Origin of the sequence: Sphingomonas montana (assembly GCF_001956315.1) — a bacterium.
In the GTDB taxonomy this organism is placed as follows: domain Bacteria; phylum Pseudomonadota; class Alphaproteobacteria; order Sphingomonadales; family Sphingomonadaceae; genus Sphingomonas_R; species Sphingomonas_R montana.
The window spans coordinates 41,868-57,377 of sequence record NZ_MOLY01000036.1; the positions used below are offsets into that span (position 1 = coordinate 41,868).

The window sequence follows — 15,510 nt, forward strand, 5'->3', positions numbered from 1 at the left end:
CGTGCTCCTTCATGCCGCTCACGCGTCCGCACCCTGATAGGCGTGCAGGGTCGTACGTTCGCCTTCCGGCGCCGATGCCATCCGCCCGATCTGCGATCCGGCCTTCGGCGTCTCGCCATTGGCCAGCGCTTCCAGGATCGCGGACATGCTGTCGAACGTCAGGTCCTCGTAATTGTCGTCGTTGATCTGCACCATCGGCGCGTTGGCGCATGTGCCCATGCACTCGACCTCGGTCAGCGTGAACAGTCCGTCCGGCGTGGTGTGGCCCTTGGACAGCCCACGATTCTTGCAGGCGGCGAACACATCGTCCGATCCACGCAGCATGCACGGGGTCGTGCCGCAGACCTGCACATGGAAACGCCCGACCGGTGCCATGTTGTACATGGTGTAGAAGGTCACGACTTCGTAGGCGCGCATGAACGGCATGTTGACCGACTGGGCCACATATTCGATCACCGGGACCGGCAACCAGCCTTGGGTCTGTGTCTCGGCCCCCACCTGACGCTGGGCCAGGTCGAGCAACGGCATGACCGCGCTGTGCGCGCGGCCGTCAGGATAACGCGCGATGATCTCGCGCGCCTTCGCGGCGTTCGCCTCGTTCCATGCGAACCCGCCCCAGCGGGCGCGCGTCTCGACTTCGTCGGGGATGTGGGCTGCGTCAGCCATGCGTCTTGTGCCACCTGCGCTGATGGGAAACTGAAAAGGCGGCCCACAGCGTGGTCGCGAGAATGACGAACGGCATGCCTGCGCCATCCGAAATCTGGGCAATGCCGAACGCGGTCACCGCGATGAGCGTCGCAACCACGACATAGAGCCACAGCGGAAGAGCCCGCTTCATCGTCACCGGTCGCACTCCCCGAACACGATGTCCGCGGCACCCAGCACGGCCGTGGTATCCGCCAGCATGTGGCCCTTCATCATGAAGTCCATTGCCTGCAGATGACTGAACGCCGTCGGCCGGATCTTGCAGCGATAGGGCTTGTTCGTCCCGTCGGCGACCAGATAGACGCCGAATTCACCCTTCGGGCTTTCCGTCGCGACGTAGACCTCGCCCGCGGGCACGTGGAAGCCTTCGGTATACAGCTTGAAGTGATGGATCATCGCTTCCATCGACTGCTTCATGTCAGCCCGCTTGGGCGGCACCACCTTGCGGTCGAGCGAAGCGATCGGCCCCTCCGGCATCTGCGCCAGGCACTGCTTGATGATGCGCAGCGATTGCCGCACTTCCTCCACCCGCACCATGAACCGGTCGTAGCAATCGCCGCGCGTGCCGACCGGAACGTCGAATTCCATCCGGTCGTACACGTCGTAGGGCTGCGACTTGCGCAAGTCCCACGGAATGCCCGCTGCGCGGATCATCGGACCCGAGAAGCCCCATGCGATCGCGTCGTCACGGCTGACCGTGCCGATGTCGACGTTGCGCTGCTTGAAGATGCGGTTGTCCGCGACCAGGCTGATCGCGTCCTCGAACAGCTTCGGGAACCGGTCGTCCACCCAGTCGCCGATATCGGTCAGCAGCTTCAGCGGCACGTCCTGATGCACGCCACCCGGGCGGAACCAGGCGGCATGCATCCGCGCGCCGGATGCACGCTCGTAAAAGCCCATCGTGTCTTCGCGCAGCTCGAACAGCCAAAGGTTCGGCGTCATCGCGCCGACGTCCATCACATGCGAACCCAGGTTCAGCATGTGGTTCATGATCCGCGTCACCTCGGCGAACAGCACGCGCAGATATTGCGCCCGCAGCGGCACCTCGAGCCCGAGCAGCTTCTCGATCGCCAGCACATAGCTGTGCTCCATGCACAGCGGCGAGCAGTAGTCGAGCCGGTCGAAATAGGGCAGCGCCTGCAGGTAGGTCTTCTGCTCGATCAGCTTCTCGGTGCCGCGGTGAAGCAGGCCGACATGCGGGTCGACCCGTTCGACGATCTCGCCGTCCAGCTCCATCACCAGCCGTAGCACGCCGTGCGCGGCCGGATGCTGCGGACCGAAATTGATCGTGTAGTTCTGGATCTCGACATCGCCGACGCTCGGATCGGCCGGCGTGATGCGCTCCGCCAGTTCCTCGGGCGTATTCTCGCGATGCGGAATATCGATATAGTCCATCATCTCTTCACCTCGTCGGCCTTCAGCGGCGTCGGCGCACCCTTGGCCTCCGGCACCTTCTCGTCGCCGGGCAGCACATAGGCGCCGCCCTCCCACGGACTGGTGAAATCGAAGCTGCGGAAATCCTGCGCCAGCTTCACCGGCTCATAGACGACTCGCTTCTCTTCCTCGGAATAGCGCAGCTCGACATAGCCGGTCTGCGGAAAATCCTTGCGCAGCGGATGGCCACGGAACCCGTAGTCGGTCAGGATACGGCGCAGGTCGGGATTGCCCGAGAACAACACGCCGTACAGATCGAACACCTCGCGCTCCAGCCACCCGGCGACCGGCCAGAGACCGGTCAGCGACGGCACCGGCTTGCGGTCGTCGGTCTGCACATGCACCCGGATGCGGTGATTGCGGGTCAACGACAACAGGCAATAGACCACCTCGAAACGCTCTTCACGCTCCGGATAGTCGACACCCGCAATCTCCATCAGCTGCTGATACTGCATCTGCCCACGCAGCACGCGCATCACGTCCACCAGCGCATCGCGCCGGACATGCAACATGATCTCGCCCACCGCCTCGGCGGCGTAGAGCAGCATGTCGCCCAGCGCGGCCGTCGCCTCGTCGGCGATGCCGTCGTTCGCGGCATAGCGCGGATAGGTCAGCCCGCTCATCGCTCGATCGTCCCGGCGCGCCGGATCTTACGCTGCAACTGCATGATGCCGTACAGCAACGCTTCCGCGGTCGGCGGACATCCGGGCACGTAGATATCGACCGGCACGATACGGTCGCACCCGCGCACTACGGAATAGCTGTAGTGGTAATAGCCACCGCCATTGGCGCAGCTGCCCATCGAGATGACGTAGCGCGGTTCCGACATCTGGTCGTACACGCGGCGCAGCGCCGGGGCCATCTTGTTGCACAACGTCCCCGCCACGATCATCACGTCCGACTGGCGCGGGCTGGCCCGCGGTGCCGCACCGAACCGTTCGAGGTCGTAGCGCGGCATGTTCACGTGGATCATCTCGACCGCGCAGCACGCCAAGCCGAACGTCATCCACCACAACGATCCCGTCCGGGCCCAGGTGAACAGGTCCTCGGTCGATGTGACGAGAAAGCCCTTGTCCTGCACCTCGGCGGACATGTCGTCGAAGAAGGCGCGATCCGGCTCCGTTCCCGGGGCGGGGATCGTGCGTGCCAGTTCTACTCCCAATCGAGTGCTCCCTTCTTCCAGGCATAGGCATAGCCCAGCCCCAGTTCGGCCAGGAAGATCATCATCGCCGCCCAGCCCGCAAAACCGATGCCGCCCAGCGCCACGGCCCAGGGAAACAGGAATGCCGCCTCCAGGTCGAAGATGATGAACAGGATCGCGACCAGGTAGAAACGCACGTCGAACTGCGACCGGCTATCCTCGAACGCGGGGAAGCCGCATTCATATTCGGCCAGCTTGTCGGCGTAGGGCTTCGACGCGCCGGTGAATTTCGACACGAGCATCGGCAACAGCACGAATGCCGTCGACAGCGCCATCGCGACGCCCAGGAACAACAGGATCGGCAGGTAGCCGCCGGCGACGGACGCCATGAAACTTCTCCGGTGACGCCCCGTGAACCGGACCATCTTGAGGTTGAGCACTTAAACTTCGCAGGTGCGGTAGGCAAGGATCGGCCGGGTGAGAATGACTCGCAAAGCCTTGGGCATTTCGCCCCGCGGCGGCGTACGGGTCGCGCTACCGTCTTGAGCCCTCTCCTTCAGGGGAAAGGGTTGGGTGAGGGGGAGCAGGGCCTGCGCCGGGACGGAACGTTACCACAGACGCCGCGCTCCCCCGCCCCCAAGGGAGAGCGGGAGCACCAGACCTCAGACCCGCAACGCACCCGCAATCAGTTTGTGCAGCCGCGAATGCAGCCCGTCGTTTGCCGCGATATATTCGTTGCGTTCCATCACGCGTTCGCCCCCTCGGAAATCGGTGACGAACCCGCCAGCCTCGCGCACCAGCAGGATGCCCGCCGCCACGTCCCATGGTTGCAGGTCGCTTTCCCAGAACGCGTCGAACCGCCCGGCGGCGACCCAGGCCAGATCGAGCGACGCCGCCCCGAACCGGCGGATGCCCGCCACTTCCGGCCCGACCGCGTCGTAGATCTTGCGCCATTGCGCGAAATCGCCGTGCCCTGCGAACGGGATGCCCGTCGCGATCAGCGATTCGGTCAGGTCGCGCCTGCTCGACACGCGCAGCCGGCGGTCGTGCAGCCACGCGCCGCGGCCCTTCTCCGCCCAGAAACTCTCGTCGGTCAGCGGCTGGTACACCAGCCCCTGCGTGATCTCGGTCCGCCCGCCGGGCTTGGGCTCCTCCACCGCGATCGAGATCGCGAAATGCGGCAGGCCGTGGAGAAAGTTGGTGGTGCCGTCGAGCGGATCGACGATCCAGCGCGGCTTGGTCGGATCGCCCTCGACGACGCCGCCCTCCTCGCCCAGAAAGCCCCAGTCGGGCCGCGCGCGCTTCAGTTCCTCGTACAGCGTCTGTTCGGCCTGGCGGTCGGCCTGACTGACGAAGTCGGCCGGCCCCTTGCGGCTGACCTGCAATTCCTGCGTCTCGTTGAAATCGCGGCGCAGGCGCGGGGCCGCTTTGCGCGCCGCGCGCTCCATGACGGTGATGAGGCCGGACTGGGCTGCCATGATCTTTTCTTTCCCCCCTCCCTTTCAAGGGAGGGGTCGGGGGTGGGTGCACGCGATCGGTACGGGGCGGTCGCGCAACCGCGACGCACCCCTGGTCTCGATGTCAGTCGGCGCGCTTCACATAGGTCTGTTCATACACGTCGACCACGATCCGGGTGCCCGCGCCGATATGCGGCGGCACCATGACGCGCACGCCGTTCTCCAGCACCGCCGGCTTGTAGGACGACGACGCCGTCTGCCCCTTCACCACCGCGTCGGCCGAAACGATCATCGCCTCCACCGTGTCGGGCAGCTGGACCGAGATCGGCCGCTCGTCGTACAATTCCATCACTACGTCCATGCCGTCCTGCAGGAATGCCGCCGCATCGCCCAGGGTGCCGCGGTCGAGCTGCACCTGATCGTAGTTCAGCTTGTCCATGAACGTCAGCGCGTCGCCGTCGGCGAACAGGAACTGGAAATCCTTGGTATCGAGCCGCACCTTTTCGACCGTCTCGGCCGAGCGGAACCGGACATTGTTCTTGCGCCCGTCGATCAGGTTCTTCAGCTCGACCTGCATATAGGCCCCACCCTTGCCGGGCTGCGTGTGCTGAATCTTGACCGCGCGCCACAGCCCGCCTTCATATTCGATGATGTTACCGGGACGGATATCCACGCCGCTGATCTTCACGGGGGCCTCGCTTGATGATGGGAAAGAGCAGCCGCGGCGTCTAGCCGACCCTGGCCCCACGCTCAAGCGGTCCGGTCGTCATGCTGCGCGCGGGGCCAGCACACGGTACGGGTCGATCGGCCGACCGCCGTGCCACGGCTCGTCCGCGCTCATCCGGCGAATTTCGAAATGGAGATGCGGCCCGGCAGGGCTCGCATTGCCCGAAAAGCCCACCGTCCCGATCAGCGTACCGCGGACCAGCCGCTGCCCCTCGACCAGCCCGGGAGCATAGCCCTCGAGATGCGCATAATAATAGATCCAGCGCCGATCCGGCGACCGGACATAGACCGTATGCCCGCCGGCTTCGCTCTCGAAGATCTTATCGACCTGCCCTCCGGCAGCCGCGACCACCGGCGTGCCGGTCGGCGCCATGATGTCGAGCGCGCCGTGCGCATGGCCCTCGCGCGCATCGTCGAACGTGTCGGTCAACTGCTCCGGTCGTACGCCCGCCACCGGAACCGCCAGCCCCGTCGGCGCGATCGCGATCTCGCCCTGCACCGCGTCGTCCGTCGTCGCGGCCGACGGCGCAGGGGCGCTCGCCGGCGGATCCACGAACCGCACCATCGACACGATCGAGATCAAAGCCAGAACCAGAATGGCGACGATCGCCTTACCGAACCTGTTCAAAACCCACTCCCATCGTTCCCCGGGGCGGGCCGGGGCCTAAGGCGAAACAGCTTCACCAGACCCCGACCGCACCCTCAAGCCTGGAAATGCGCCGGCGTCCCCGGCTTCACCATCAGCGACAACCGCGCCGCGTCCCAGTTGGTCAGCCGGATACAGCCATGGCTTTCCGCCCGGCCGATCGTCTCCGGGCTCGGCGTCCCGTGGATCCCGTAATGCGGCTTCGACAGGTCCAGCCAGATCACACCCACCGGCCCGTTCGGCCCCGGCGGCAGCAGCGCCTTCTTGTCGCTGTCGTCCGCATCCCAGAACAGCGTCGGGTTATAGTGGAACGGCGGGTTATATGCCGCGCCCTGGATCTTCCAGTCGCCGAGCGGCAGCGGGTCATGCTCGCTGCCCATCGTCGCGGGGAATTGCGCGAGCAGCTTGTCGTCCTCGCCGTACACCTTCAGTACGCCCTCCGACTTGTCGACCACGATCCGCTTGCCCTGCGGCTGGGTCGCGCTGACGTTCAGGTCGGACAGCGTCTGCCGCCATTCGGGCTTCAGCTTCGGATCATAGGCGCGCGACGACGGCAGGACGTTGGGAAAGCGCAGCCGGGCACCCGGTGCAATCCGCCCGCCCGGATTGAGCGCCGCCAGCGTCTGCGGCGTGGTGTGAAACTTCTCCGCCAGCTTCTCCATCGCATTGGCGTAGCCCATCGCCGGCAGCTTCGCCTGATCGGCCGGCTCCTTGGGCAACGGCCCCTGGTAGGGCCCGGCCGCATCCGCCTGGCTCAGCGCCAGCACGCGCACCGGCCGCACCGCACGATAGGGATAGAGCGCCTTCAACGTGGCGGCGTCCACCTTGCCCGTCTTGGGCAGGCCGCGCGCGCCTTGAAAACCGGACAGCGCGTTCCGGAACGACATGCCGCCCTTGCCGTCGATCACCCCCGGCCCGAATCCGAGATGGTCGAGCAGGACCTGGACATGCAGCACGGTCATGTCGACGCCGGCGGCCGGCGCATCCGGCGCGGGCGCCGCCTGCTGCGCAGTCGAAGGCCAGGATATCAGACCGACCGTGCAAAGTCCGAGACCGGTCAGGGCAACCAACGATTTCTTCATGCGTGCAGGCCCTTATGTTCAATCCAAGCCGACTCAAACGCAGGGCTACGGCAAATCTTTCCGGGGTGACCAGCATAATGATGGAATTCGACACGGGACGACGACGGCTGCTCGGCGGAATGCTCGCCCTTGGCGGCACCGCGCTGTTTGCCACGCCCGCCCTTGCCGATACGCGCGAACGGCGCCTCGCCTTCCGCAACGTCCATACCAACGAACGCGTCGATGCGCGCTACTACGGCCCCACCGGGCTGGACCGTCAGGGGATCGCCGAGATCAACCACGGCCTGCGCGACTGGCGCACCGGCCAGACCCACCTCATGGACCGCGACCTGCTCGACCTGCTCGGTGATCTGCGCGACCGGCTGGGCGTCGCGCCGCGCAAGGGGTTCGACCTGATCTCCGGCTACCGCTCGCCCGAAACGAACGGGCGCCTCAAGGAAGCCGGCGGCGCGCACAGCGGCGTCGCGGGCAAGAGCCAGCACATGCTCGGCAAGGCCAGCGACATCGCCATGCCCGGCGTCCCGCTCGCCACGCTCCGCGCCGCCGCCTACTCCCTGCGCCGCGGCGGCGTAGGCTACTACCCGCGCGACGGCTTCGTCCATGTCGATACCGGACAGCTGCGGACCTGGTAGGGCTTATGCCGCACGCCAACGCTTACCAGAACCGCTAGCGTTCCCTGGCGAAAACCGGGATCTCGATGCGGCCGCTTCGAGCACACTGAACCGGCCTCACCCCTGCCCCAAAACCCCCGCAAACGCCCGTACGCCTGCCGCCGGCCCGTCCGGATGTTCCCACACCGCGCCACTTACCGCAAGGAAGTCCGCGCCCGCCGCGACCAGCGGCGCGGCGTTGTCCGCCGTGATCCCGCCGATCGCGACGCAGGGGGTCTCGAACACCGTCGTCCACCAGCCCAGCAGCGCCGGCTCCGCGACATGCTCCCCCGGCTTGGTCGTGCTGGGAAAGAACGCCCCGAACGCGACATAGTCCGCCCCGCGCTCGCCCGCTTCCATCGCCAGATGCCGGCTGTCGTGGCAGGTGACGCCGATCTGCGCGGTCTTGCCCAGCTGCTCGCGGGCGTCGCGCGGGTCGCCGTCTTCCTGCCCCAGATGCACGCCGTCCGCGCCCAGCCGCTTGGCAAGGCCGATACTGTCGTTGACGATGAACGCCACTTCGCGCGCCTGACAGATGGCGACCAGTGGTTGGGCCAGCGCCGCGATGCGGTGATCGTCGATTCCCTTTAACCGCAACTGGAACGCCGCCACCGGCCCGGCGTCCAGCGCCGCTTCAAGCATCGCGGGAAAATCGTCTCCGATCGTCGGCGGGGAAATCAGGTAGAGCTGGCACGCCGGTCGGAACTGCGGTTCGAACCGGTCGGCAAAGGCCGGGTCCAGTTTCAGGGCGTCGTCTTCGATGTCGGGCAGGTCGGTCATGCCTCCACCTACGCCAAGCCGTTCGCCTGCGGAAGGGTCGCGATCCACGCGCGAAACGCCTGCGGGTCGTCCAGCCGGTGCGCCACGGCCCGCACCGGCCGGCCGCGCCGCCCCATCACCGGCGGCAACAGGTCGATCACGATGTTGGGATAGGCGAGGAGCCCCAGATTGAGCGTGCCCCGCTGCCTCAGCGTCTCCGCGGACCAGTCCGCGCGCAGTCCGGCGATCGATGCGACCGGGATCGCCACCGTACCCAGCACACCCGCACGCATCGTCAGCACGTCGCCTGAAACAAACGGGGGCAGCGTGCGGAGCGACCGGATCAGCCGGACGATCCAGGCGACGCCGCCCAGGCTGACAAGCGACAGCCAGAGGGCGACCCGCGTGGACCAGATCGCGACCAGCCCGTGCGCCACGATCATCTCGATCAGCGCCAGCGCCAGCAGAACCCACATTATGGGCGCCAGGCTGCGATGGCAGGGGAAGGCGACAGCTTCAGCCGCGCCCGCCCCCGGCATGGCTTATTCCTCGCCCTTGTAGATGCGCACGATCTTGGCGAGCATGGCCAGCGCCTCGGCCCGCGGGCGCTGGAACGTGTTGCGGCCGATAATCGACCCGTTGCCGCCGCCGTCGCGAATGTCGCGCGCATCCTGGTACAGCGCGTCGTTGCCCTTCGTCGCTCCGCCGGAGAACACCACGATCCGCCGCCCCGCAAAACAGGCCTGCCGGACATGCGCCACTCGCTTGGCCTGGGTCGACCAGTCGCCGTCCTTGTAGACCGCGACCGATTCCTTCTGCTCGATATCGGCGGTCGGCAACTTCACCTTGATGATGTGCGCGCCCAGCAACGCCGCCATGTGCGCGGCATAGGCCCCGACGTCGAGCGACAGTTCGCCCTTCTTGGAAATGTCGCCGCCGCGCGGATAGGACCAGATCACGGTCGCGATGCCGACCGCCTTGGCCTCCGCGGACATTTCGCGGATCTCCTCCATCTGTTCGAAGATCCCGTCCGACCCCGGATAGATGGTGAACCCGATCGCCGCACATCCCAGCCGCAGCGCGTCGTCGACCGTGCCGGTCACCGCCTGGTCGATGCTCGTGGCCCAGCTGTTCGACGAATTGACCTTCAGGATCGTCGGAATCTGCCCGGCGAACGTATCCGCCCCGGCTTCCAGCGGCCCCAGCGGCGCCGCATAGGCGGACAGGCCGGCATCGATCGCCAGCTGATAATGATAATGCGGGTCGTACGCCGCCGGGTTCATCGCGAACGACCGCGCGGGGCCGTGTTCGAACCCCTGATCCACCGGCAGGATCACCAGCTTGCCCGTGCCGCCCAGATGGCCGTGGGTCAGGATCCGCGCCAGATTGGCCTTCGTGCCGGGGTTATCGGACTCGTAATTGTCCAGGATCGCCTTGACGGTCGGGGTAAAGCTCATGGCCGATATCTCCGATGGATTTGTGCGATGCGGTAAAGCTCTGCTGGCAGCATGCAAGCATGACAACGCTGGTCAAGCGATGTCATCGTCCCGTCCTACTGCGCACGCGCGAACGACCGGACGTCTCGTCGTTCCAGTACGTGACAGCCATGGTGGCAACTGTGACAGGCATATCCGTTGAATATGCCTGCCTGCGCCTTCAACCCATCAGCGCCTTCACGCCCGGCAACGGCTTGCCCTCCATCCATTCCAGGAAAGCCCCGCCCGCGGTCGATACGAAGGTGAAGCGGTCCGCCACGCCGGCCTGGTTCAGCGCCGCGACGGTATCGCCGCCGCCCGCCACCGATACCAGCGATCCGCTTTCGGTCAGCGCCGCCGCCGTCCGCGCCAGCGCCACGGTGGCCGCATCGAACGGGGCCGTCTCGAACGCCCCCATCGGCCCGTTCCACACCAGCGTCCGGCAATTCTTCAGCACGTCGCCCAGCGATTCGGTCGCCGCCGGCCCCACGTCCAGGATCATCTCGTCCGCCGCCACTTCGTGCACGTTCACGGTCCGCGTCGACGGGTTGGCGCGGAATTCTTTCGCGACCACCACGTCGTAGGGCAGGTGCACGGTGCACCCCGCCGCGTCGGCCGCGTCCAATATGGCGTTCGCGGTATCGGTCAGGTCATGCTCGCATAGCGACTTGCCGACATCCACGCCGCGCGCCGCCAGGAACGTGTTAGCCATGCCGCCGCCGATGATAAGGTGATCGACCTTGGCCACCATCTGCTTCAGCACGTCCAGCTTGGTCGAAACCTTCGCCCCGCCCACGACCGCGGCCACCGGGTGCTCCGGCTGGCCCAGCGCCTTCTCCAGCGCCTGCAACTCCGCCTCCATCGACCGCCCGGCAAAGGCGGGCAGCAGGTGCGCCAGCCCCTCGGTCGACGCATGCGCCCGGTGCGCGGCGGAAAAGGCGTCGTTCACATAAAACTCGCCCAACAGCGCGATCGCCGCCGCCAGCCCGGGATCGTTGGCTTCCTCGCCACCGTGAAACCGGGTATTTTCCAGCACCGCGATGTCGCCGGCCTGCATCTGGGCCACGGCCTTGTCCGCATCGACACCCTGGCAATCGTCGATGAACCGCACCTCGCGGCCCAGCACGTCGGACAGCGGCCGCACGATCAGCGCCAGCGACAAGTCCGGGTTCCGCATGCCCTTGGGTCGACCGAAATGGGCCAGCACCAGCACGATCGCACCCTTGTCCGCCAGTTCGGCGATCGTCGGGGCCGCGGCGCGCAACCGCGTGTCGTCGGTCACCTTGGCGCCGTCCATCGGCACGTTCAGGTCCTCGCGCACCAGCACACGTCGCCCGCGCACGTCGCCGATATCGTCCAGCGTCCGGAAAGCCGTCATGTCTCGATCCTCATTGCGATAGTCTTATCGGGTCGCCCAGCCGGGCATACCCCCCGGTGATGACGGTCATGAGATATCCGCCGCGCCAGTCGGGCACCAGTGCGGGCCACAGGCCGGGCTGTTCCTCGTCCATCCGGCGGCACGGGTCGCATTCCCCGCTGACCGCCAGCCGAACGGCGCCGATCGTCAGAATAGTCCCGGCGATCCGCGGCAGGTCCAGCCCCTCGACCAGCAGGTTCGCACGGCGATGCGTCCACGGCAGCGCGCGGCCCAGTTCGGCCTCGGCCAGGGCCCAGTCCTCGCGCCGCAACAGCGACACCTGCCGCCGGGCCACCCGGCCGTCGGGCTTCGCCCTGCCGCGAAAGTCCCCGGCCACGCCGTGCGCCGGCGTGATCGCGGCCTCCGCCAGCAATTCCATCGGCGCGCGCGGCGCCTGCCGCCGCGCGATCCCGATCACGGTGCCATGCCCGGCCGCCACATGGTCCGGGTCGGACCGCAGCGATACCGGCGCGAACGGCAGGAACGGCTGGCGCAACGCGGCCTCAGAGCAGCTTGGCGATCGCGCCTGCGGTATCGACCATGCGGTTGGAGAAACCCCATTCATTGTCGTACCAGCTCATCACGCGGACCAGCTTGCCTTCCAGCACCGCGGTTTCCAGGCTGTCGACCGACGAACTGTGCGGATCGCCGTTGAAATCGATCGAGACCAGCGGATCGGTCACGAACTGCAGGATCCCCTTCAGCGGGCCGCTTTCGGACGCCGCCTTCAGCGCGCCGTTCACCTCTTCCAGCGTGGTATCGCGCGACGGGGTGAAGGTCAGGTCGATCAGCGACACGTTGGGCGTCGGCACGCGCACCGCGGATCCATCCAGCTTGCCCTTCAGTTCCGGCAACACCTCGCCCACCGCGCGCGCAGCGCCCGTCGTGGTCGGAATCATCGACATCCCCGCCGCCCGCGCCCGGCGCATGTCCGGGTGGATCTGGTCCAGGATCTTCTGGTCGTTGGTATAGCTGTGGATCGTCGTCATCAGTCCGCGTTCGATGCCGATCGCATCGTTCAGCACCTTGGCGACCGGAGCCAGGCAGTTGGTGGTGCACGACGCGTTGGAGATGATCGTGTGATCCGCCGAGATCTTGTCATGGTTCACGCCGTAGACCACGGTCAGGTCGACACCCTTGGCCGGGGCGGAGATCAGCACCTTCTTCGCGCCCGCGGTCAGATGCTTGCCGGCCGATTCGCGGTCCGTGAAGAAACCCGTGCATTCCAGCGCGATATCCACGCCCAGTTCGGCATGCGGCAGGTTGGCGGGGTCGCGCTCCGCCGTCACGCGGATGCGCGTCCCGTCGACCACCAGATGATCGCCGTCGGCGCTCACGTCGCCTTTCCAGCTGCCGTGCACGCTGTCGCGCTTGAACAACAGCGCGTTCGCCTTGGCATCGCCCAGGTCGTTGATCGCGACCAGTTCGAGCCCGCTGTCGGGACGCGACAGGATGGCGCGCGCGACCAGCCGGCCGATGCGGCCGAATCCGTTGATGGCAACCTTCGTCATGCGTTCTGTTCCTCGGTTGGCGTCGCGGCGGCTGGCACCATCGGCGCGGTCAGGGTGAAAGGTCCGGAATGGCGGGCCACGGTCGGGAGATCGCGGCGGGCATTCATATGGGTGCGGCGCGGCATCGTCGCCACGGTTGCCGCCCCCAACCGATCCGGACGACCGGCTGTCCACACCACGTCCGCCATCCGTGCGCGGACGATGTCGGCAGGCGGCGGGCAGATCGTCATCGGTCGGGCAGGCCCCCATGTCGTCACGGCGCGGACGGCGGCATGCCGACAGCATGGCACCGCATCGTCCGGGCGTGCTTTGGCGGCGGCGGCCGGTATCGTCAACTGCACGACCCATACGACAGCCCTTCCGACAACAGTGTCATGTCCCGCGCGCGCCGGTCGCATGCGCCGGACGGACTGGCGTAACCCGATTTGCTATGTCCGGGCGGGCTGCTATCGCCCGGCCATGCCTGATGAAACCCTTGAGGACGCGATCTTCCGCCTGGACGCCGCGGTAACGCGTGCCGAAGCGGCGTTCGTCCGCCGCGCGTCCGTGCCCGTCGCGCCGCCCGTTGTTCCGTCCATGCCGGACGATCCGGACCTGCCCGCCCGCCATGCGCGGCTGCGCGCCGGCGCGGAGGCGGCGATCGCGCGGATCGACGCGCTTATCGACGCAAAGGCATCCTGATGGCGAAAGTCACGCTGACCATCGCCGGCTACAGCCACGAACTTACCTGCCGCGATGGGGAGGAAGCCCATTTCCTCCGTCTCGGCCAGATCCTGGACGAGAAAGCCGGTCAGGCGGCGCGCTCGGTCGGCGGCCTGACCGAGGTCCGCATGCTGCTGTTCGCCGGCCTCCTGCTCGCCGACGAGATTGGCGGCCTGCGCAGCGCGGTCCAGGCCGCATCGGACGCCGCGGCCGCGGCGCCGGACAACGCCGCGGAGACGCTGCCCGATCCGCTGCTCGCCCAGGCGGTCGCAGCACTGGCCGCCCGCATCGAGACTCTGGCCGAATCGCTGGAAGCGGACATCGCCGAGCCGGACGTGGCCGAGCCGGAGGCAATTGCGGCGGAGGGTCTTGAGGCCGGGCCGCCGACCGCCTAGATAGGACGCGGCGGGCACTGCCCGGTACGAGCCGAAGGAAAATCCCTGAGGCTATTCATCATCCTTCGGGGGCTGTCCCTGCCCGGATCCTGGTCCGACGCACATGGTCCCCACCTGACGTTACAGGCGTCAGAGGATATTCCGGCAAACGGCCATGGCGGTCCCGCCACCCATGGCAACCGGACACGCCGCCTGCGGGCCGGCCAGCGGACGGGACCTGGAACCTATGGACAAGTCCGAACTCCGCCGCACGCTTCGCGCCGCCCGCGCCCGGTTCGTCGCGGACGAGGCGGTCGCCGCCCAGCTGCTGGTCGATACGCTCCAGCTGGCCGAACATGCCGCTCCGCATCTGGCCGGCGCGCGCATCGTCGCGGGCTATGTCTCTGACGGGGAGGAGGTCGATCCGCTCCCGCTGCTGTTCCGCGCGCTCGACCAGGGCTGCATCATGGTGCTGCCCCGCATCACCGGCCGCACCGCCCCAATGGTCTTCCACCGCTGGTTTCCCGGTGACGACCTCGTTCCCGGCCCGCTCGGCCTGCTGCAACCGCGCGCCGATGCCGAAATCCTCGATCCCGACCTGATCCTGGCGCCGCTGGTGGGCTATGATGCCGCCTGCAACCGGCTGGGCCAGGGCGCCGGCTTCTACGACCGCGCATTCGCCGCGCGGCCGGATGCGCGGCGCATCGGTCTCGCCTGGACCGTGCAGGCCGTCGACGCGCTGCCCGTCGATCCATGGGACGTCCCGCTCCACGGCATCGCCACCGAACGCGGCTGGATCGCGGCATGATCGAACCGAGCTGGCGCAAACCGGTCGGCGCCTTGCTGATCCTGGCCATCGTCCTGCTCTGGACGGTGCTGTTCGCCACCTTCTCCGATTCGGTCGCCACGCTGCACTGGACGCTGCAGCTGGTCTACTACGCGCTCGCCGGCCTCGCCTGGATCTGGCTGACCCCCGTCAAGCCCATCCTCCGCTGGATGCAGACCACCCGCTGGCGCTGACAGCGCCGCGAACAGGAATGTGTCCGCCCCAAACCGTCATCCCGGCGAAGGCCGGGATCTCCCTCCGGTAAAGCACCCACCCCCAGTCCAAGGGCGATCCCGGCCATCGCCGGGATGACGGTCGGGGTAGGAATGCTGCCCAGGTCAAAGGCCGGGCCAGGCCACGGGGCAGAGCTCGGTCTCGGACCGACACTCACCCAAGTGGCAGAAACCCGCCCGCCGCCGTCCCGACCTCGGTCCCGTCATCCTGACGAAGGTCAGGATCCATTATCACTACAGCCCGGCCAAAGCCCAAGTCCGTAGCGGGAACCCCCGCGCAGGTCCCACGCAGAACAAGTACATGCGGAGATGCGCAAAGGCTTCTGGCCCAAACCTATCCAGTAAAAAAGGAACCCATAACCCCGGGAAGGG

At 67.0% G+C, this 15,510-nt stretch carries 22 protein-coding genes; 5 read left to right on the plus strand and 17 right to left on the minus strand.

The annotated features are described in order from the left end of the window. Positions 1–18: 18 nt before the first annotated feature. The 10 genes from BKY59_RS09860 to BKY59_RS09905 all read right to left on the minus strand — a co-directional run bounded on the left by BKY59_RS09860 (position 19) and on the right by BKY59_RS09905 (position 7,191). Positions 19–666 carry a complex I 24 kDa subunit family protein gene (locus tag BKY59_RS09860; RefSeq protein ID WP_076071097.1) on the minus strand — a complete coding sequence of 216 codons (648 nt, stop codon included), beginning with the start codon at positions 664–666 and terminating at the stop codon, positions 19–21. Next, entirely contained in the window at positions 659–838 is a 180-nt protein-coding gene (locus BKY59_RS09865; protein WP_076071099.1) for a hypothetical protein, read from the minus strand. Before BKY59_RS09865 ends, BKY59_RS09860 begins: the two co-directional genes overlap by 8 nt. Before the next feature lie 2 nt (positions 839–840). Beyond that, positions 841–2,103, minus strand: coding sequence for an NADH-quinone oxidoreductase subunit D (locus tag BKY59_RS09870; protein ID WP_083672037.1), 1,263 nt, complete (start codon positions 2,101–2,103; stop codon positions 841–843). Continuing rightward, on the minus strand, positions 2,100–2,762 hold the full coding sequence (locus BKY59_RS09875) for an NADH-quinone oxidoreductase subunit C (RefSeq protein ID WP_076071101.1): 663 nt from the start codon (positions 2,760–2,762) through the stop codon (positions 2,100–2,102). Before BKY59_RS09875 ends, BKY59_RS09870 begins: the two co-directional genes overlap by 4 nt. Then, positions 2,759–3,301, minus strand: coding sequence for a NuoB/complex I 20 kDa subunit family protein (locus BKY59_RS09880; protein WP_076071103.1), 543 nt, complete (start codon positions 3,299–3,301; stop codon positions 2,759–2,761). The genes BKY59_RS09875 and BKY59_RS09880 overlap by 4 nt, the downstream gene beginning before the upstream one ends. Then, the gene (gene ndhC / locus BKY59_RS09885) at positions 3,292–3,669 is read right to left on the minus strand and encodes an NADH-quinone oxidoreductase subunit A (RefSeq protein ID WP_076071105.1); all 378 of its coding nucleotides are present in this window, start codon (positions 3,667–3,669) and stop codon (positions 3,292–3,294) included. Before ndhC ends, BKY59_RS09880 begins: the two co-directional genes overlap by 10 nt. Before the next feature lie 273 nt (positions 3,670–3,942). Then, entirely contained in the window at positions 3,943–4,758 is an 816-nt protein-coding gene (locus tag BKY59_RS09890) for an inositol monophosphatase family protein (RefSeq protein ID WP_076071107.1), read from the minus strand. A gap of 103 nt (positions 4,759–4,861) precedes the next feature. Next, entirely contained in the window at positions 4,862–5,425 is a 564-nt protein-coding gene (efp, locus tag BKY59_RS09895; RefSeq protein ID WP_076071109.1) for an elongation factor P, read from the minus strand. A gap of 78 nt (positions 5,426–5,503) precedes the next feature. Then, entirely contained in the window at positions 5,504–6,091 is a 588-nt protein-coding gene (locus tag BKY59_RS09900) for a M23 family metallopeptidase (RefSeq protein WP_076071111.1), read from the minus strand. 74 nt (positions 6,092–6,165) lie between these two features. Then, positions 6,166–7,191, minus strand: coding sequence for a L,D-transpeptidase family protein (locus tag BKY59_RS09905; RefSeq protein ID WP_083672038.1), 1,026 nt, complete (start codon positions 7,189–7,191; stop codon positions 6,166–6,168). A gap of 80 nt (positions 7,192–7,271) precedes the next feature. Here BKY59_RS09905 and BKY59_RS09910 point away from each other — a divergent pair, with 80 nt between their 5' ends. Then, a complete protein-coding gene (locus tag BKY59_RS09910) occupies positions 7,272–7,823 on the plus strand; it encodes a peptidoglycan L,D-endopeptidase MepK (protein WP_076071272.1) in 552 nt (183 codons plus the stop codon). Positions 7,824–7,919: 96 nt separating this feature from the next. Here BKY59_RS09910 and thiE read toward each other — a convergent pair whose 3' ends face one another. The 7 genes from thiE to BKY59_RS09945 form a co-directional block, all read right to left on the minus strand. Beyond that, a complete protein-coding gene (thiE, locus tag BKY59_RS09915; protein ID WP_206362050.1) occupies positions 7,920–8,621 on the minus strand; it encodes a thiamine phosphate synthase in 702 nt (233 codons plus the stop codon). Positions 8,622–8,629: 8 nt separating this feature from the next. After that, a complete protein-coding gene (locus tag BKY59_RS09920; protein WP_240500055.1) occupies positions 8,630–9,076 on the minus strand; it encodes a hypothetical protein in 447 nt (148 codons plus the stop codon). Between the two features lie 66 nt (positions 9,077–9,142). Continuing rightward, complete coding sequence (locus BKY59_RS09925; RefSeq protein WP_076071113.1) at positions 9,143–10,057, minus strand: class I fructose-bisphosphate aldolase; 915 nt, start codon at positions 10,055–10,057, stop codon at positions 9,143–9,145. Positions 10,058–10,256: 199 nt separating this feature from the next. Beyond that, positions 10,257–11,453, minus strand: coding sequence for a phosphoglycerate kinase (locus BKY59_RS09930; protein WP_076071114.1), 1,197 nt, complete (start codon positions 11,451–11,453; stop codon positions 10,257–10,259). A 10-nt stretch (positions 11,454–11,463) separates the two neighbouring features. Continuing rightward, complete coding sequence (locus BKY59_RS09935; protein WP_338056532.1) at positions 11,464–11,988, minus strand: MOSC domain-containing protein; 525 nt, start codon at positions 11,986–11,988, stop codon at positions 11,464–11,466. Positions 11,989–11,995: 7 nt separating this feature from the next. Beyond that, positions 11,996–13,003 carry a type I glyceraldehyde-3-phosphate dehydrogenase gene (gene gap / locus BKY59_RS09940; RefSeq protein ID WP_076071116.1) on the minus strand — a complete coding sequence of 336 codons (1,008 nt, stop codon included), beginning with the start codon at positions 13,001–13,003 and terminating at the stop codon, positions 11,996–11,998. Beyond that, positions 13,000–13,344 (minus strand): hypothetical protein, encoded by a 345-nt coding sequence (locus BKY59_RS09945; RefSeq protein WP_129586338.1) that lies wholly within the window; start codon positions 13,342–13,344, stop codon positions 13,000–13,002. The genes gap and BKY59_RS09945 overlap by 4 nt, the downstream gene beginning before the upstream one ends. 118 nt (positions 13,345–13,462) lie before the next feature. Here BKY59_RS09945 and BKY59_RS09950 point away from each other — a divergent pair, with 118 nt between their 5' ends. The 4 genes from BKY59_RS09950 (at position 13,463) to BKY59_RS09965 (ending at position 15,099) form a co-directional block, all read left to right on the plus strand. Beyond that, positions 13,463–13,684 (plus strand): hypothetical protein, encoded by a 222-nt coding sequence (locus tag BKY59_RS09950; protein WP_076071119.1) that lies wholly within the window; start codon positions 13,463–13,465, stop codon positions 13,682–13,684. Further along, complete coding sequence (locus BKY59_RS09955) at positions 13,684–14,100, plus strand: cell division protein ZapA (protein WP_076071121.1); 417 nt, start codon at positions 13,684–13,686, stop codon at positions 14,098–14,100. The genes BKY59_RS09950 and BKY59_RS09955 overlap by 1 nt, the downstream gene beginning before the upstream one ends. Positions 14,101–14,272: 172 nt before the next feature. Continuing rightward, a complete protein-coding gene (locus BKY59_RS09960) occupies positions 14,273–14,887 on the plus strand; it encodes a 5-formyltetrahydrofolate cyclo-ligase (protein WP_240500056.1) in 615 nt (204 codons plus the stop codon). Then, entirely contained in the window at positions 14,884–15,099 is a 216-nt protein-coding gene (locus BKY59_RS09965) for a DUF2842 domain-containing protein (protein WP_076071122.1), read from the plus strand. Before BKY59_RS09960 ends, BKY59_RS09965 begins: the two co-directional genes overlap by 4 nt. Positions 15,100–15,510 lie beyond the last annotated feature (411 nt).

Excerpts from the sequence above, each read along its gene's own strand:
- BKY59_RS09890 (WP_076071107.1), bottom strand. The coding sequence starts at position 4,758 with ATGGCAGCCCAGTCCGGCCTCATCACCGTCATGGAGCGCGCGGCGCGC.
- BKY59_RS09925 (WP_076071113.1), bottom strand. The coding sequence starts at position 10,057 with ATGAGCTTTACCCCGACCGTCAAGGCGATCCTGGACAATTACGAGTCC.
- BKY59_RS09930 (WP_076071114.1), bottom strand. The coding sequence starts at position 11,453 with ATGACGGCTTTCCGGACGCTGGACGATATCGGCGACGTGCGCGGGCGA.
- BKY59_RS09965 (WP_076071122.1), top strand. The coding sequence starts at position 14,884 with ATGATCGAACCGAGCTGGCGCAAACCGGTCGGCGCCTTGCTGATCCTG.
- BKY59_RS09875 (WP_076071101.1), bottom strand. The coding sequence starts at position 2,762 with ATGAGCGGGCTGACCTATCCGCGCTATGCCGCGAACGACGGCATCGCC.
- BKY59_RS09860 (WP_076071097.1), bottom strand. The coding sequence starts at position 666 with ATGGCTGACGCAGCCCACATCCCCGACGAAGTCGAGACGCGCGCCCGC.
- BKY59_RS09905 (WP_083672038.1), bottom strand. The coding sequence starts at position 7,191 with ATGAAGAAATCGTTGGTTGCCCTGACCGGTCTCGGACTTTGCACGGTC.
- BKY59_RS09910 (WP_076071272.1), top strand. The coding sequence starts at position 7,272 with ATGGAATTCGACACGGGACGACGACGGCTGCTCGGCGGAATGCTCGCC.
- ndhC (WP_076071105.1), bottom strand. The coding sequence starts at position 3,669 with ATGGCGTCCGTCGCCGGCGGCTACCTGCCGATCCTGTTGTTCCTGGGC.
- BKY59_RS09865 (WP_076071099.1), bottom strand. The coding sequence starts at position 838 with ATGAAGCGGGCTCTTCCGCTGTGGCTCTATGTCGTGGTTGCGACGCTC.
- BKY59_RS09955 (WP_076071121.1), top strand. The coding sequence starts at position 13,684 with ATGGCGAAAGTCACGCTGACCATCGCCGGCTACAGCCACGAACTTACC.
- thiE (WP_206362050.1), bottom strand. The coding sequence starts at position 8,621 with ATGACCGACCTGCCCGACATCGAAGACGACGCCCTGAAACTGGACCCG.
- gap (WP_076071116.1), bottom strand. The coding sequence starts at position 13,003 with ATGACGAAGGTTGCCATCAACGGATTCGGCCGCATCGGCCGGCTGGTC.
- BKY59_RS09870 (WP_083672037.1), bottom strand. The coding sequence starts at position 2,103 with ATGATGGACTATATCGATATTCCGCATCGCGAGAATACGCCCGAGGAA.
- BKY59_RS09950 (WP_076071119.1), top strand. The coding sequence starts at position 13,463 with ATGCCTGATGAAACCCTTGAGGACGCGATCTTCCGCCTGGACGCCGCG.
- BKY59_RS09960 (WP_240500056.1), top strand. The coding sequence starts at position 14,273 with ATGGCAACCGGACACGCCGCCTGCGGGCCGGCCAGCGGACGGGACCTG.
- BKY59_RS09920 (WP_240500055.1), bottom strand. The coding sequence starts at position 9,076 with ATGTGGGTTCTGCTGGCGCTGGCGCTGATCGAGATGATCGTGGCGCAC.